Source organism: Marinobacterium rhizophilum, assembly GCF_024397915.1.
GTDB lineage: Bacteria > Pseudomonadota > Gammaproteobacteria > Pseudomonadales > Balneatricaceae > Marinobacterium_A > Marinobacterium_A rhizophilum_A.
The window spans coordinates 1,232,609-1,247,503 of record NZ_CP073347.1; the positions used below are offsets into that span (position 1 = coordinate 1,232,609).

11 protein-coding genes are annotated in these 14,895 nt (G+C 59.0%); 1 reads left to right on the forward strand and 10 read right to left on the reverse strand.

The window, feature by feature from the left end; genetic code table 11:
• Positions 1 to 25: 25 nt before the first annotated feature.
• Positions 26 to 1,570, reverse strand: coding sequence for a sulfatase family protein (locus KDW95_RS05515; protein ID WP_255855281.1), 1,545 nt, complete (start codon positions 1,568 to 1,570; stop codon positions 26 to 28).
• 118 nt (positions 1,571 to 1,688) lie between these two features.
• Here KDW95_RS05515 and KDW95_RS05520 point away from each other — a divergent pair, with 118 nt between their 5' ends.
• Positions 1,689 to 2,669, forward strand: a complete 981-nt coding sequence (locus KDW95_RS05520) for a LysR substrate-binding domain-containing protein (RefSeq protein WP_255855282.1) — start codon at positions 1,689 to 1,691, stop codon at positions 2,667 to 2,669.
• Between the two features lie 144 nt (positions 2,670 to 2,813).
• Here the strand turns inward: KDW95_RS05520 and betT are convergent, their stop codons facing one another.
• The 9 genes from betT to KDW95_RS05565 form a co-directional block, all read right to left on the reverse strand.
• Complete coding sequence (gene betT, locus KDW95_RS05525; protein ID WP_255855283.1) at positions 2,814 to 4,826, reverse strand: choline BCCT transporter BetT; 2,013 nt, start codon at positions 4,824 to 4,826, stop codon at positions 2,814 to 2,816.
• Positions 4,827 to 5,160: 334 nt separating this feature from the next.
• The gene (locus KDW95_RS05530; protein ID WP_255855284.1) at positions 5,161 to 6,846 is read right to left on the reverse strand and encodes a BCCT family transporter; all 1,686 of its coding nucleotides are present in this window, start codon (positions 6,844 to 6,846) and stop codon (positions 5,161 to 5,163) included.
• 568 nt (positions 6,847 to 7,414) lie between these two features.
• Positions 7,415 to 8,416 (reverse strand): 3-hydroxyacyl-CoA dehydrogenase NAD-binding domain-containing protein, encoded by a 1,002-nt coding sequence (locus KDW95_RS05535; protein ID WP_255855285.1) that lies wholly within the window; start codon positions 8,414 to 8,416, stop codon positions 7,415 to 7,417.
• Between the two features lie 44 nt (positions 8,417 to 8,460).
• Positions 8,461 to 9,225, reverse strand: a complete 765-nt coding sequence (locus KDW95_RS05540; RefSeq protein WP_255855286.1) for an SDR family NAD(P)-dependent oxidoreductase — start codon at positions 9,223 to 9,225, stop codon at positions 8,461 to 8,463.
• 11 nt (positions 9,226 to 9,236) lie between these two features.
• The gene (locus KDW95_RS05545) at positions 9,237 to 10,214 is read right to left on the reverse strand and encodes a PDR/VanB family oxidoreductase (protein ID WP_255855287.1); all 978 of its coding nucleotides are present in this window, start codon (positions 10,212 to 10,214) and stop codon (positions 9,237 to 9,239) included.
• A 49-nt stretch (positions 10,215 to 10,263) separates the two neighbouring features.
• Positions 10,264 to 11,691 carry a gamma-aminobutyraldehyde dehydrogenase gene (locus KDW95_RS05550; RefSeq protein ID WP_255855288.1) on the reverse strand — a complete coding sequence of 476 codons (1,428 nt, stop codon included), beginning with the start codon at positions 11,689 to 11,691 and terminating at the stop codon, positions 10,264 to 10,266.
• 23 nt (positions 11,692 to 11,714) lie between these two features.
• Positions 11,715 to 12,644, reverse strand: a complete 930-nt coding sequence (locus KDW95_RS05555; protein ID WP_255855289.1) for a 3-keto-5-aminohexanoate cleavage protein — start codon at positions 12,642 to 12,644, stop codon at positions 11,715 to 11,717.
• A gap of 14 nt (positions 12,645 to 12,658) precedes the next feature.
• A complete protein-coding gene (locus tag KDW95_RS05560) occupies positions 12,659 to 13,423 on the reverse strand; it encodes an SDR family NAD(P)-dependent oxidoreductase (RefSeq protein ID WP_255855290.1) in 765 nt (254 codons plus the stop codon).
• 69 nt (positions 13,424 to 13,492) lie between these two features.
• Complete coding sequence (locus KDW95_RS05565; protein WP_255855291.1) at positions 13,493 to 14,635, reverse strand: aromatic ring-hydroxylating oxygenase subunit alpha; 1,143 nt, start codon at positions 14,633 to 14,635, stop codon at positions 13,493 to 13,495.
• Positions 14,636 to 14,895 lie beyond the last annotated feature (260 nt).

Consider the following 14,895-nt stretch of genomic DNA (forward strand, 5'->3'; position numbering starts at 1 on the left):
CAGCAGTGAACCGCCACTGCATGCATCAGGCGGTGCCGACAATCGGCAGGTCCGGGGTCGGGATATCGCGGCGGGCACCGGCGATCATGTCCGCCAGCTCCCGTCGTACCGATGCATAGGACGGATCATCGTAGCGATTGACCAGCTCGTGCGGGTCTTCCTGCAGGTCGTACAGTTCACCGCTTTGGGAACGGACCTCAGAGGTCATGCGATAGCGCTGCGTACGTACGGTGCGCAGGTCCAGTGCCACACCCACGCGCCCGGCACGCAGGTCCCACTCGCTGTAGGCAAAGTCCCGCGAGCCCTCGCCTTCGAGCAGCGGGCGCAGCGAGGTGCTGTCCAGCTCCGCATCCGGCGTCGCCCCACAGTAGTCGAGAATGGTGGCGCACAGATCCAGGGTGGATACCGGATCGCCGATAACACGCCCAGCCTCGATGCCGGGCCCGCGCATGATCATGCCCACCCGCATCAGGCCGTCGTACATCATCGGTCCCTTGAGCACCAGGCCGTGATCGCCGAGGAAATCGCCGTGGTCCGTGGTGTAGATGACGATGGTGTCCTCCGCCAGGCCCAGGTCGTCCAGCTCGGCCAGAATGCGGCCAACGTTGTGGTCAATCAGGGAAATCATGCCGTAGTAGTTGGCGGTCAGTTCACGCAGCTGCGCATCGTTCAGCTCGCCCATGCGCGAGTACTCGGAGCGCATTTTCAGCAGTTCACCGGACAGCTTGGGCACGGTTTCGACGGAGGCGCGGTGCCACCAGGGCCGGCGATCAAGATCACGCGTGCGGTGCTCGGGAATATCAACCTCGTCCGGATGGTGCAGCAGGCTCCAGGGCTCCGGTGCATCGAACGGATGGTGCGGGTCGGGAAACGATACCCAGGCACAGAACGGCTCGTCGCGGTGCTCGCGCAGGAAATCAATGGTCTTGTTGCCAACCCAGGTGGAGTTGTGCCACACGGGCGGCAACTGGGAATGGTACGTCTGGGGGGTTGCGGTTCGCGGCGCATAACCTGCGTAGGCGGCGTTTTTCTGCGCGCCCTTGCCGTCATTGTGATACCAGGCTTCATACGCCAGTCCGCGGGGTGGCTCGGCCGGCAGCCAGTAGTTGTGGCCGATCAGCATCAGGTCGTTCTGCCCAAACCCCATGTAAGGCCCGCTCCAGGAGGTATCGTACTGCGCGGAGCTCTGAACGCATTCCGGCGTACCGGTGGGCGCAAAGGTGTGGTAGGACGAAAAATGCGCCTTGCCAATCATGCCGGTGGCATAGCCGTCGCGCGACAGCACACCGGCAAAGCCGGACAGGCCCGTGGCCTCCGGCAAGTCAATGCCGTTGTCCGAAACACCGTGGGCCGAAGGCAGCAGCCCGGTGAGCATGGAAGCGCGCGAGGGCTGACAAACAACGTTGGGCGTGATGCAGGCAGAAAACCGGGTGCCCTCGCCCGCCAGGGCATCCAGGTGCGGTGTCTTGACCTTGCGCCCTTCAAAGCCGTAGCAATCGGCACGCTGCTGGTCGGATGTGATCAGAAGGATGTTTGGCCTCCGGGCAGGCCTCGGTGAATGTGTTGTCATTGTTGGTCTCCGAGTGCAATGTGCCCCCACTATGCGCCCGCTATACATTCCTGCATAATCGTATTTTTACAGCCAGTGATATTGTTTTGTTATCACCAAAAACCGCCGGAAGCTGCCCATGCCAAGCCCCGCAAATCACAACGAACTCGATCCCGGTGTCTTCACCAGCCGCTTGAAACTCAAGCACCTGATACTGCTGCGCAACGTTGCCGAACTGCAGACCCTGCGCAAGGGTGCCGCGGCGTCCAACATGACCCAGCCGGCGGCCACCAAGCTGATACAGGAACTGGAAGCGCTGTTCGGCGTCGCCCTGTTCCACCGTGATCGCCAGGGCATGACACTCACCCTCTATGGGGAACGGGTGCGCCAGCATGTCGATATCCTGCTGACGGATATAGACCGGCTGCGCGAGGGTGTCGATATGCTGGCACAGGGCATCACCGGGCAGATCCGGGTTGGCGTCGTACCCTCCATCGCGCCGGCTCTGCTGACGCAATCAATCGTGCGCATACTGCAGGAACGCCCCAAGGTACGCTTCATTATTCAGGAGGCCTCCACAACCGCTTTGCTGGCGAGCATGCACAGGAACGAGCTGGACCTGATCCTGGGCCGGGTACTGGATGCCGACCAGGCTCAGGGCATGAAGGTCACCCACGTCTATGCCGAAGCCTTTACGATTGTCTGCGCCAAGCAGCATGTCCTGTCGCAACGCAAAAACCCGTCCTGGACGCAAATGGCCCAGTTCCGATGGGTACTGCCCCCCTCCGGTACACCCATGCGCCAGATGGTGGACAACATCTTTACCCAAAACCTGGCAATCCGCCCCGAGGCGGCGGTGGAATCGAGCAGCTTCGGACAGATGCGCGACCTTATCGGCCATAGCAACCTGCTGGGTATAGTGCCCCGCTCAATAGCCGCACAGCCGCAATCACGCGAAATCCTCGACGTCCTGAAAAACGACGTCGGTACCCATTTCACCCCCATCAGCCTGATTTATCGCAGCGATATCGACCAGCCACCGCTGATCGATATTTTTGCGGATACGGTCAGTGAAACGGCCGCTGCAATGGGCCTTGGCACAGGACGCGGTGCACAGTAGAGCCTTGACAAAAAAGGCCCGACGCCAAGGCGCCGGGCCAAAAGTCCCCTCGCTGCCATATCCGGGGTGACAGCAACAGAGCCAGGTACAGGCAGACAAACAGACAGTGGCGCGCATTACAGAATCGCGCGCCAGCGTCGTTCCTCAGGCAAAGACGCCGACGGGCGGCGGCACATGCAACGCAGGGGCCGGCTCGCCTGTCAGCAGTTGCAGCTGAACGAAACGGTCATATTCGGCCACCAGGTCATGCAGCACATCGTGAAACAGATAACCCACCAGGCAGCGGCCTAGCGCGCCACCGGCCAGATAAACCTGATAGCCACTCGCCTCTTCCTGCGTGGGCGCCAGTGAACCACCGGACAATACCACCGGTTGTGGCCTGGCCTCGTACAGGAAGTACAGGTCTTCGCCCAGCTGCACCCGCAGCGCCAGCCCGGCGTGTGCTACGGTTTCGATGCTTACCGGCTTGCCGTGCTGCCTCAGTTCTTTGGCAAACAGCTCGAATGCAGGCTTGAGGGTCTGCTGCAAAAAGGCGGTGCTATCGGTTTGCACCGTACGCTGCAGGCTCTGTTGCAGTCTTTCACGCCAGTCGAGGGTCGAGTGCGCCGGGGCGTTCGATACCCTGTGACCATCGACTTCCTGCACCAGGGCTCGGTACAGCCCTGCCATGGTGGCAAACAGCACCAGGGAAAAAGGCAGCGCGGCGATTACCACCACGCTTTGCAGGGCATTCAGCCCGCCCGCCAGCAACAGCACGATGGTAATGGCGCCAATGATGGCCGCCCAGAAAGCCCGCAGGTACACCGGCGCATCCTGGTCGGCATCGGGCAAGACGGATGTGAAGTTGGCCAGCACCAGGGCGCCCGAGTCGGCCGATGTCACGAAGAACAGTACCGCCAGTACCAGCACAACGCCGGTGGTTACACCCACATAGGGATACTGCTGCAACAGTGTGTAGATCGTGCTTTGCGGGCTGTTCAGTGCCTGCTCGCCAAGCGTTGCCAGCCCCTGGTTGGCCACCAGATCAATACCGGTATTTCCGAAAAAGGACATCCAGGCCATCATGAATCCCAGCGGAATCAGCAGTGCACCCAGGGTGAATTCACGGATGGTGCGGCCCCTGGAGATACGCGCCAGAAACATGCCGATAAAGGGTGTCCAGGCGATCCACCAGGCCCAGAAAAACACCGTCCACCAGCCCTTCCATTGCTGTGCGTCTTCCCCGGCCAGGGCATAGGTATTGAAACTCAAGCCCACAAAGCCGGTGAGGTAATCACCGATATTCAGTACCAGGGTATCCAGCAGCCCCAGGGTATTGCCCTGGTACAACACGAACAGCAACAGCCCGCTGGCCAGCAGCATATTAATTTCAGACAGACGGCGAATGCCTCTGTCCACTCCGCTCATGGCGGAAAAGGCCGCAATCACCACCACGGCAATGATCAACAACACCTGGTTACTGAGGCTTTGCGACAATCCAAACAGCAGACCGAAACCGTAATTGAGCTGCATGACGCCGATACCCAGGCTTGTGGCAATACCAAACACCGTACCGATAATGGCGGCGATATCCACCAGTTGGCCAACAGGCCCATGGATACGCTTGCCGATCAGCGGAAACAGGGTACTGCTGATCGCCAGTGGCAACTTGTGACGGTAACTGAAATAGGCTAGCGCCACCCCCATGAGGGCATACAAAGCCCAACCGGTCAGGCCCCAGTGAAAAAATGTCTGGGGCACGGCGTGGCGCATGGCCGCCATGCTTTGCGCACCCTGCTCGGGCGGGGCGAGGTAGTGGGAAACCGGCTCGGCCACACTGAAGAACAGCACATCGATGCCGATACCGGCGGCAAACAGCATGGCCGCCCAGGAAATGAGCGAGAACTCGGGCCGTGAATCATCGGTACCCAGGCGCACCTTGCCAAAGCGCGACAGGCTGATATAAAGCACAAACACCAGGTAAGCAACCGTGGCCAGCATGTAATACCAGCCGAAGGTTTCACTGATCCAGCCAAGGCCGGCACTGAATACCGCTGCAGCCTGCTCAGCATAAAAACTTGTATATAACAGAAACAGGGCTATACCGCTTAAGGCGCCATAGAATATGCCCCTGTTGATGTAAATTTTCCCCTTCTCGGGAGCTGTACCGCTTTCCATAAGACTCCACCCTTCGGATTGTTTTAATCTTCGTATGGTTGCTTGCGATAAATAGTTTATCGAATCCTTGATGCGCGGATAGCAAATAGATTTTACAAAATTACGTTCGAATAACAGGTTATCGACAGTGTACCGGCCGTGTAACGTTCAACCTGGCTGATAACAGGTAAAAATCCTATTCGCAGGCCAGGTTGTTATTAACCCGCCGGGTTAATACATGAAACAGGGATGTTTCATATCTCGAAAAACCGTAACAAGCGGGCCTGGAGGTAAGGCGCAGCGCGCATCGCAGCCTATACGTCGCGTAGCAGGTTTTTCGAGGTGCCCATCACGGTCACGAGAGATCGGCGATTTCCCGCTCGATCATCCGCTTGATATGGGCTTCGTTATCGACGATGTTTTCACCGTCCTGATGCAGCGATTTAAGCAGTCCTACCATCATCGCCAGCAACACGAAGGTGAAAGGCAGGGCGCCGGCGATCGATGCCGCCTGCAGTGACTTCATGGCCTGGTCTCCACCGAGAACCAGCAGGATCAGCGTCACCCCACCCAGAACCGAGCCCCAGATGATGCGCTGCTGCACCGGGGGACGGCGGCCAAACGCCAGCAGCCGGCCCAGCACCAGGGTGCCGGAATCGGCGGAGGTGACGAAGAAAATGACCACTACCGCCAGCGCCGCGGCTTTGGCCAGCGTCGCCATGGTACCCGGCGTCAGCACATCGAAGATGTTGTAGAAAGCGCCAGCATAGTCCCAGTTATTGACCGCGGCATTATAGATACTCATGTCGGCACCGTAGATTGCTTCATGGATGCCGGCGGACCCAAGCACGCCGAACCAGAGCAGTGCCACCAGGGAGGGGATGAACATCACGCCGAGCATGAATTCGCGAATCGTGCGGCCACGGGAAATGCGTGCGATGAACATGCCGACGAAACCGGCCCAGGCGATCCACCAGCCCCAGTAGAAGATGGTCCAGCCGCCCTGCCAGACACGCTCCTCGGGGCTGCGTGCGGTCCAGAGCGTCATGGATACGGCATCGGAGACGTAGTCCCCCAGCGCGGTGACCGAGCTGGCGATCAGGTAGTTTGTGTTGCTGGACAGCAGGAAGTAGGACAGCATCCCAATGCAGATCCAGCTATTAAGCGTCGACAACCGCTTGATCCCCTTGGAAACGCCGCTGGTCGCCGAGGCCGTTGCGACAACGGTAATGAGGACGATCGACAGGATGGTCACGGTCTGGGATTTCTGCTCGATAAAGCCCAGTGAAACCAGGCCGGCGCTGATCTGTTCGACGCCGAGCCCGAGCGTCGTGGAGATACCGAAGATGGTACCAAACACGGTCAGGATATCGACGGTGTGGCCAATCGGACCGTATATTTTATTGCCGATCAGCGGGTAGAGCGCCGAGCGCATCGACAGCGGCAGCCCCTTGCGGAAGGCAAAATACGCCAGCGACAGGCCGACGATACCGTACATGGCCCAGGCGATGGTGCCCCAGTGGAAGATCGTCAACTTGACACCGCTGGCGGCAGCTTCGGCCACCAGGCTGCTGGGCACCGGAAAGCCCTCATCGCCGGGCAGCAGCCCCTGCTCCAGTGCGATCCTCTTGGCGTCGAAAAAGGCCGCCACCGCCGATTTGACGTCCTGGCTTAGAAAGGGATTGCCGCCGCTCCAGTCACTGGCGAAATGGATCATCGGCTCGGATACCCCGAAGAACAGCAAAGCAGCGCCGGTGCCGCAGCCAAACAGCATCGAAAACCAGGCAAAGTTGGTGAATTCGGGCCGGTCGTCATCGCTGCCAAGGCGTATCTTGCCGGCGCGGGAAAACGTGACGTACAGGCAGACCAGGAACGCCAGAAACATCATGACGACGTAGTACCAGCCCAGGGTGCTTTCGATCCAGGTTTTCAGCCCAAGAAATTGTTCATTGGCTGTCTTGCCGAACAGAATCGCGTAGAGCATGAAAAACACAATCATGCTGATGGCGGTGATGCCAAGGGTCGAATTTAACCCCTTCAAGATCCCTCTGGGCTCAATCAGAGCGTCTATTTTTTCGCTGGAGAGCATACGCTTCCCTCATAAGATAGATTGGGTTAGTTATTGTTTTTTTGATTTTAATAACGCAAAAAACTTGGCAATAAAAATGTTCCTGCGCTCACCCCGATAACCGGCGCATGTTTGTCAGACGCCGGCATCTAGGAGGCTGCAATGAGACTTGCGATCGGGGCGGTCAACCTTAGGCACCTCGAAAAACCTACTGCGCGACTCATATGCTGCGTTGCGCGGTGCTGGTGCGCCAGCCCGGTAGGAATCCTCATGTATACCCCATACACTGCGGTTCCTGCGCTCCGTGCGCCTTGCCTCTAAGCCCGCTCGTTACGGTTTTTCGAGGTGCCCTCTTTTCAATTACTCTCGGTGTGGGCAGGCGAACACTGCCATTAAGTTTTATTGTTTCCAGAGCGAATAAGGCTTCGGCGTTAACCCCCGCATATATTACTGAAAACAGCCGGCGAGATAATGACTTCTAGAAACTCGGATCAGTATTAGCCCGGCGGACTAATACATGAAACACGGATATGGGTTGATATTAGCGCGCCGTTACCAGACGTTCTTTTTTAACGGCGTCTTCAACGCTAAAACCTTCGCTTGCACTCATCGCGCGGCTCGCCTCGACGATCTTGCGATCACGCTCCGCTGCCAGATCGTCGAAGCTGCGGCCATTTTCTTGCGCCTGCACCCCGGTCAGCAGCTTCTCGATCACTTCAGGCGTCAGGCGCGGATCGCCCAGGTCATCCCACCAGCGGTGAAACGACGGTCCAAAGCGCTCACAGAATACGCCCAGGCCATGACCGCCACTGCCCAGATTGAACAGCATGTGCGGGCCCATGACTGACCAGCGCAGACCGGGGCCCGCATACACCGCCTTGTCGACATCTTCAACACTGGCCACCCCTTCCACCACCAGGTGAATGGCCTCGCGCCAGAGCGCAGCCTGCAGGCGGTTGGCCACGTGGCCCGGCACTTCCCTGTTAACGCGAATCGTCACCTTGGCGCAGGCGGCGTAGAACTGCTCGGCCTTTGCCAGCACATCGCTGTCGGTCTTGTCGTTGCCCAGCAGCTCCACCAGTGGAATCAGGTGCGGCGGATTGAAGGGATGACCCAGGATGAAGCGGCCGGGGTTTTTCCAGCCATCCTGCATTTCTTTGACCAGCAGGCCCGAGGCGCTGGATGCCACAATGGCATCGGCGCGCAAATGCGGCTCGATGCGGGCATAAAGCTCATGCTTGATGTCGATACGCTCGGGCACGCTTTCCTGCACAAATTGCGCCCGGACAACGGCCTCTTCCGGTGTACGGAAGAACTGTACTCTATCCATGGCACCGTTGGCGGTCAGGCCCAGGCGTTCAAGGCTCGGCCAGGCATGCTCGACATAATCGCGTACAAAGGCTTCGGCATTGTCGGAGGGATCATAGACATCCACTTCCAGTCCTGCGGCCAGAAACAGCGCCGTCCAGCTCGCGCCGATGGTGCCGGCACCCAGAATGGCGGCGACCTTAACATCCGTTGAAAAATCCACCTGCTTGTTCATTTCAAACCTCTATTACAGCCATTTGAAGATTGTTGGCACAACGCCTAAAACAGGCCGGGTTGCAGGGGCGATGCCGCCGTCAATCCGCCATCCATCACAAACATCTGTCCACTGGCATAGGCCGAATCATCGGATGCCAGCCAGAGCGCCAGCCCCGCTACATCTTCAGGCTTGCCAAAGCGCCCCACCGCGTGGCGCGCCAGCGCATCACGCTTGGCCGCCTCAGGATTGGCTGCCAGATCAAAACCTGCCTCGGCCATTTCCGTCATGATCCAGCCCGGACAGATGGCGTTACAGCGCACGCCGTCCTTGCCATGGTCCACGGCAATCGAGCGCGTCAGACCATGCACAAAGGCCTTGGAAGCGTTATAGATCGCCATGCTGGGGTCCGATACGTTGGCGCTGATGGAGCCCAGGTTGATGATGACGCCCTTGCCTGCATGCCCCAGATCCGGAATCAGTTCGCGACAGCACAGGAACACCGCCTTGGCATTCACGCCCATGACCAGGTCCCACTCGGCATCCGTGGTTTGGGTGACGGTTTTCTCGACCTGGACACCGGCGTTGTTCACCAGCACATCCACCTGGCCAAAGGCTTGCAGCGCAGTGCTGCGCAGGCGTTTAACGTCTTCCAGGCGCGACAGGTCGGCCTGCAACCAGACCACGGCTTCGGGCAGGTCCGTCGGCCGTTCCCCCCGGCCACAGCTGAGCACCCGGGCGCCATTGGCCAGAAAACGATCCACCACCGCGCGGCCGATACCGCGACCGCCGCCGGTGACAATGGCGACTTTTCCATTCAAGGCTGACATGTTTTTCTCCGTTAAAGATCAAGTACAAGACGGCTGGATTTGGCCCGCGAGCAACACACCGCCATCACGTCATTCAGGCTTTTCTCATCCGCGCTCAGGATTTGATCACGGTGCTCGGGCTCCCCGTCCAGCACATCGGTGAGGCAGGAACCACACACACCCTCTTCACACAGGGTGTTGATATCAAAACCGTTTTCCCTGAGCACCCTGAGTACCGACTTGTCCGCCGGCACCTCAAGTTCCAGCCCGGAGCGCGACAGATACACACTGAAGGGCTGGTTTTCAGCCGTGGCCACCACAGAGGCCTTGAAGCGCTCGAAATGCACCGCGTTAGCCGGCCAGTGGCTTGAGGCCGCTTCCACTGCATCCATCAGCCCGCCCGGGCCACAGCAGTACAGGTGCCGGCCCTCGATTACCTCCGCCAGCAAGGCCTGGACATCCAGCCCCCTGGCGGGATCGCCACCGTCAAAATGCATCTGCACCCGGTCCCGAAACGGTGCCTCGCTGCGCAGCCAGTCGACGAAAGCCGCATCTTCGGCACTGCGGGCACAGTAGTGCATCTCAAACTCAGCCCCCTGGCGATGCAGTTCCAGCGCCATGGACAGGATCGGCGTCACGCCTATGCCTCCGCCAATCAGCACCGATGTGGCGGCCTCTTCGGCCAGGGGGAAGTTGTTGCCAGGGCCCGTTACACGAATACGGTCTCCCACCTGGACTTCGTCATGCATGTACATGGAGCCGCCCCGGCTGGCAGCATCTTTCAGCACCGCCACGCGGTAGCTGCAACCGGTACCGGGCGCATCAAACAGCGAGTACTGCCGTGTCAGGCCATTGCCAAGGTGGATGGCCAGATGGGCGCCGGCCTCGAAGGGCGGCAGCTCGGCGCCACTGTCCAGCACCAGCTCGAAGCTGCGGATCAGCGGCGTCTCATCCTTGACGGCGCGCACAAGCAGTTCCTGCCTGTCCAGTGTGTTCATGGGATTCGACATACTCTCACCTCCGTCGATTCAGGCCAGGCGACGCCTGGCCATAGTGCCGTTACAGGTGCGCGATCTGCACGTGACGCACCGAGGTATAGCCCTCCAGGGCATAGACCGACATGTCACTGCCATAACCCGATGCCTTCATGCCACCGTGGGGCATTTCAGAGGTCGCCACGCCGTGGGTATTGACCCAGGTAATGCCGCAGCGCAGCTGTGCCGTCACGCTCATGGCCTTGCCCAGGTTCTGCGTCCAGACCGATGAGGCCAGGCCAAACTCGTTGTCATTGGCAAGGGCGATGCCCTCTTCCACACCGCTGAAACGGGTCACCGAAATGACCGGGCCGAACACCTCCTTCTGCACGATTTCATCCTGCTGACGGGCATTGGCGATGACGGTCGGCGCGTAGTAAAAGCCGTTACCGTTCAGGCGATAGCCCCCTGCCACCACTTCGGTATGGGACAGATCACGAGCACGCTCCACAAACCCGGCCACCTGTTCGAGGTGCCGTGCAGAAATGACCGGCCCCATTTCCACGCTGCTGTCATCCGGGGCGCCCAGCTTGATCGACGACACGCTCTGGGCGAGATCCGCCACAAAGTTGTCGTAGATGCTGTCTTCCACGTAGTAGCGACACGGCTGGGTGCAGTCCTGGCCGGCATTGAAAAACGATGCGCCGCGCAGGGTTTCGATGGCCGTGGGTATGTCGGCATCACCGAACACCAGCACCGGCGCCTTGCCGCCCAGTTCCATATGGGTATGCATGATATTGCGCGACGAGGCTTCCAGAATGCGACTGGCGGTAGACGGGCCACCGGTGAGCGACACCAGCTCAAGGTCCTTGTTGTTGATAAGTGCATCGCCAGTGCTGGAACCGCGCCCGGCCACCACGTTGACGACCCCCTTGGGGAAGATCTCGGCGGCCAGCTGCGCCAGGCGCAGTGTGGTCAGCGGCGTCATTTGCGAAGGCTTCAGCACCAGGGTGCAGCCGGCCGCCAGGGCCGGTGCGATCTTCCAGGCCGCCATCATCAGCGGGTAGTTCCAGGGCGCTATCGAGCCCACCACACCCACCGGGTCACGCCGGATCATGGAGGTGAAACCCTCAACGTATTCCCCGGCATTGGACCCTGTGACACAGCGCGCAGCACCGGCCATAAAGCGAAACACATCGATAATGAGCGGCATTTCATCTGTTTTCACCGAGCCCAGCGGCTTGCCGTTGTTCAGCGACTCCAGCTGCGCAAATTCATCCGCCCGCGCCTCAAGCGCATCGGCCAGCGCCAGCAGGCGCGCCGAGCGCTCCGACGGCGTGGTTCTGGACCAGGCCGGGAACGCCGCCTTGGCCGCAGCAACGGCGGCGCCCACCTGCTGCGCTGTAGCCTCGGCGATTTCGACGATCATCTCGCCGGTGGCCGGGTTGAGCACCCGTACGATGTCGCCTTCACCTGCAACCAGCTCGCCGTTGATCAGATTTTTTATTTGCATCTTGCGACTCCCGTTTGCGTTGATCAGAAACCAACCTGGTCTTTGCCCTTGAGGCCCAGGCGCTCGCGCGCTTCATCCGGCGTGGCGACCTTAAGCCCCAGCTCTTCGACGATGCGGCGAATCTTGTGTACCTGCTCGGCATTGGAGGTCGCCAGCTGGCCGGCTCCGATATACAGGTTGTCTTCCAGGCCCACCCGCACGTTGCCGCCCATGATGGCGGACTGGGTGGCGAACGGCATCTGGTTGCGTCCGGCCGCCAGCACGGACCACTCGAAGCTGTCACCGAACAGTTTCTTGGCGATGCTGTACATGTGGGCCATGTTGTCCGGGTCCGCGCCCATGCCGCCCAGAATTCCGTAGATCATCTGGATAAAGAACGGCGGCTTGATCAGCCCCTTGTCGACGAAATAGGCCAGGTTGTACAGGTGACCCAGGTCGTAGCATTCGAACTCGAAGCGCGTGCCGTGGGTTTCACCGAGCTCACGCAGGGTGTACTCGATATCCTTGAAGGTGTTCTTGAAGACAAAGTCCCGGGTCATGTCCAGGAATTCAGGCTCCCAGCTGTGCTGCCATTCGCTATGCTTTTGCAGCAGCGGGAAAATGCCGAAGTTGATCGAGCCGGAATTCAGCGACGCCATTTCCGGTTTTGTCACCAGTGCCGCTTCCAGACGCTGTTCCAGCGTCATGCCAAGGCCACCTCCGGTCGAGACGTTGATGATCGCATCGCAGTTGTTCTTGATCACCGGCAGGAACTGCATGAATACCTTGGGGTCCGGCGTGGGCCGGCCGGTTTCCGGATCACGGGCGTGCAGGTGAATGATCGAGGCCCCGGCCTCGGCGGCGGCAATGGACTCGGCCGCGATCTGGTCCGGTGTAATGGGCAGATGTTTGGACATGGTCGGCGTATGGATGCCGCCGGTGACCGCACAGGTGATAATGACGCTTTGAGCCATGACAATACTCCTTGTTACAGACGCATTTGCTGAACTTGCGCGGTCAGGCCGCCATCGAGAATCCACAGCTGTCCGCTGGCATACACGGATTCGTCACCGGCCAGCCAGTTCACCAGGCTGGCGATATCCGCGGGCGTGCCGTACCGGCGCATCGGGTGGATACGGCGTACTTCTTCCTTCAGGGTGTCGATATCGCCGGAACTGCCGAAAAAGCTCTGCAGCATGGGGGTGTCGATAAAGCCCGGGCACACTGCGTTTACGCGAATGTTTTCCGGGCCGTAATCACAGGCCATGGCTTTGGTCAGGGCGTGTACCGCCCCTTTGGTGGCGCAATACGCAGCCAGGCTCGGATCGGCAATAAAGCCATCGTAGGAACCGAAGTTGATAATGGAACCACCGCCGGCCTTGCGCATCAGCGGCACAGCGTGTTTGCAGACCAGGAACATGCCGGTCACGTTAATGGCGAAAATGCGGTTCCAGTCTTGCAGCGAGGTTTCTTCGATCGTTTTTTCGATCTCGATCGCCGCGGCATTCACCAGAATGTCCAGCTGGCCGTACTTTTCGCCCACCGCTGCCATCAGCGCGTGTACCGTATCTTCATTGGTGACATCCAGCGCTTCATAATGCACGGACTCGGGCAGTACGCCTTCACCCTGGGCGATATCCGCGGCAATAACCGTTGCCCCTTCTTTGGCAAAGCGCTCACAGATGCCACGTCCGATACCACCGCGACCACCGGTTACAAGAGCGATTTTTCCACGCAGTTGGCCCTGACTCATACGTCACCTCATTACTTGTTGAATATGGGTAGCTATCGACCGGGAGGGAAAACCTCCCGGGGAAATCCGTTACTTGAGGGCCTGTTTATAGGCATCCAGCAGCAGGCCATGAAAATGGTGCAGTGCATGCTCGCTCAGGCCAGACCCGGAGGGGTCATTGACAATGCGGCCGCTTTCAAACGCCGGTGAATTCATGCCGCGCTGCACGCTCTCGACCAGATCAATATCCTCCTGCTGCAGCACATCGCGGATGTACTTGATCGCCTGCTCTTCCTGCTCCGTCGGCTCTGCCGTTTCGAAGTAGAAGTCATAGGTTTCGATGGTGCGATCAGGCCCCACGGGAATGACATTCAGCACCAGGAAATTATTGCGTCCGGGGTAGCGCATCAGGCAGGTATTGGGCCACAGCCACCAGACGGCGTGATCATCGCAGCTGCCGCCTTCCACGCTGTAAGCCGAGTTTTCACCCTTGGCACCCTTGGCCATATGGCTTGAATAGATGCCATGGGTGGTGACCTTGTAGGTCTCGAACTGCAGCAAGGTGCAGAAATCCTTGTGCGCATGGGGGCAGTGGTAGCATTCCAGGAAGTTGTCCACCACGTTCTTCCAGTTGGCCTTGATATCAAAGCTCAGGCGGCGGGAAAACGTCAGCTCATTCACATCCGGCGCATACTGCATGATTTCCTGTGCCAGGTTCCCGGTCAGCTCAGACAGGGGCTTGGCTGCGGGATCCAGGCTGATGTAAATAAAACCGCAGAATTCTTCTACCTGCACCTGGTCCAGGCAGATGTCACCCTTGTCGAAAGCAACCAGGCCCTCGGTATGGGGGGCGTTACGCAGGTTGCCGTCCAGGTTGTAGCTCCAGGCATGGTACGGGCAGGTCATGACCCGCGCCTTGCCCTCGCCTTCGAGCAGGTGATGGGCGCGGTGCTTGCATACGTTGTAGAAGGCACGCAAGTCGCCACTGCGGTCCCGCACGATCGCGATACTCTGGCCCTGCACATCGGCAACATAGTAGGCACCCAGCTCACGCACCTTTTCGACATGGCAGACCCACTGCCAGGTACGTTTGAACACCGATTCACGCTCCACATCCAGGTATTTCTGATCGGTGTAGCACTGCGCATTCAAGGTAAAGGACGCACCGGGCTCAGACTCGTCATATTTACCCTTGACGACCTGAAATTCCTTATCGGATAGAAACACACCCATTATCATTCTCCTGTCGGTATAGAGTTCTGTTCCAGCCAGACACCCTTTGTTTGCAGAGCACTATCGAGATAAATTCAAAAACCAGCGAAGCCGATTCAACAGAAAGACATTCAATCTTCTTAAGCATCAGAATTTTACTGGCCACGACTTTCGCGATCAGCCTAAAAACTTTAATGCAGGAAAAACTCCTTTTTCCGCAACAAGCCCTGGCCTTAAATTCCTTATCAATCTGAATCCACTGTAATCCGCATGTGCCCTGC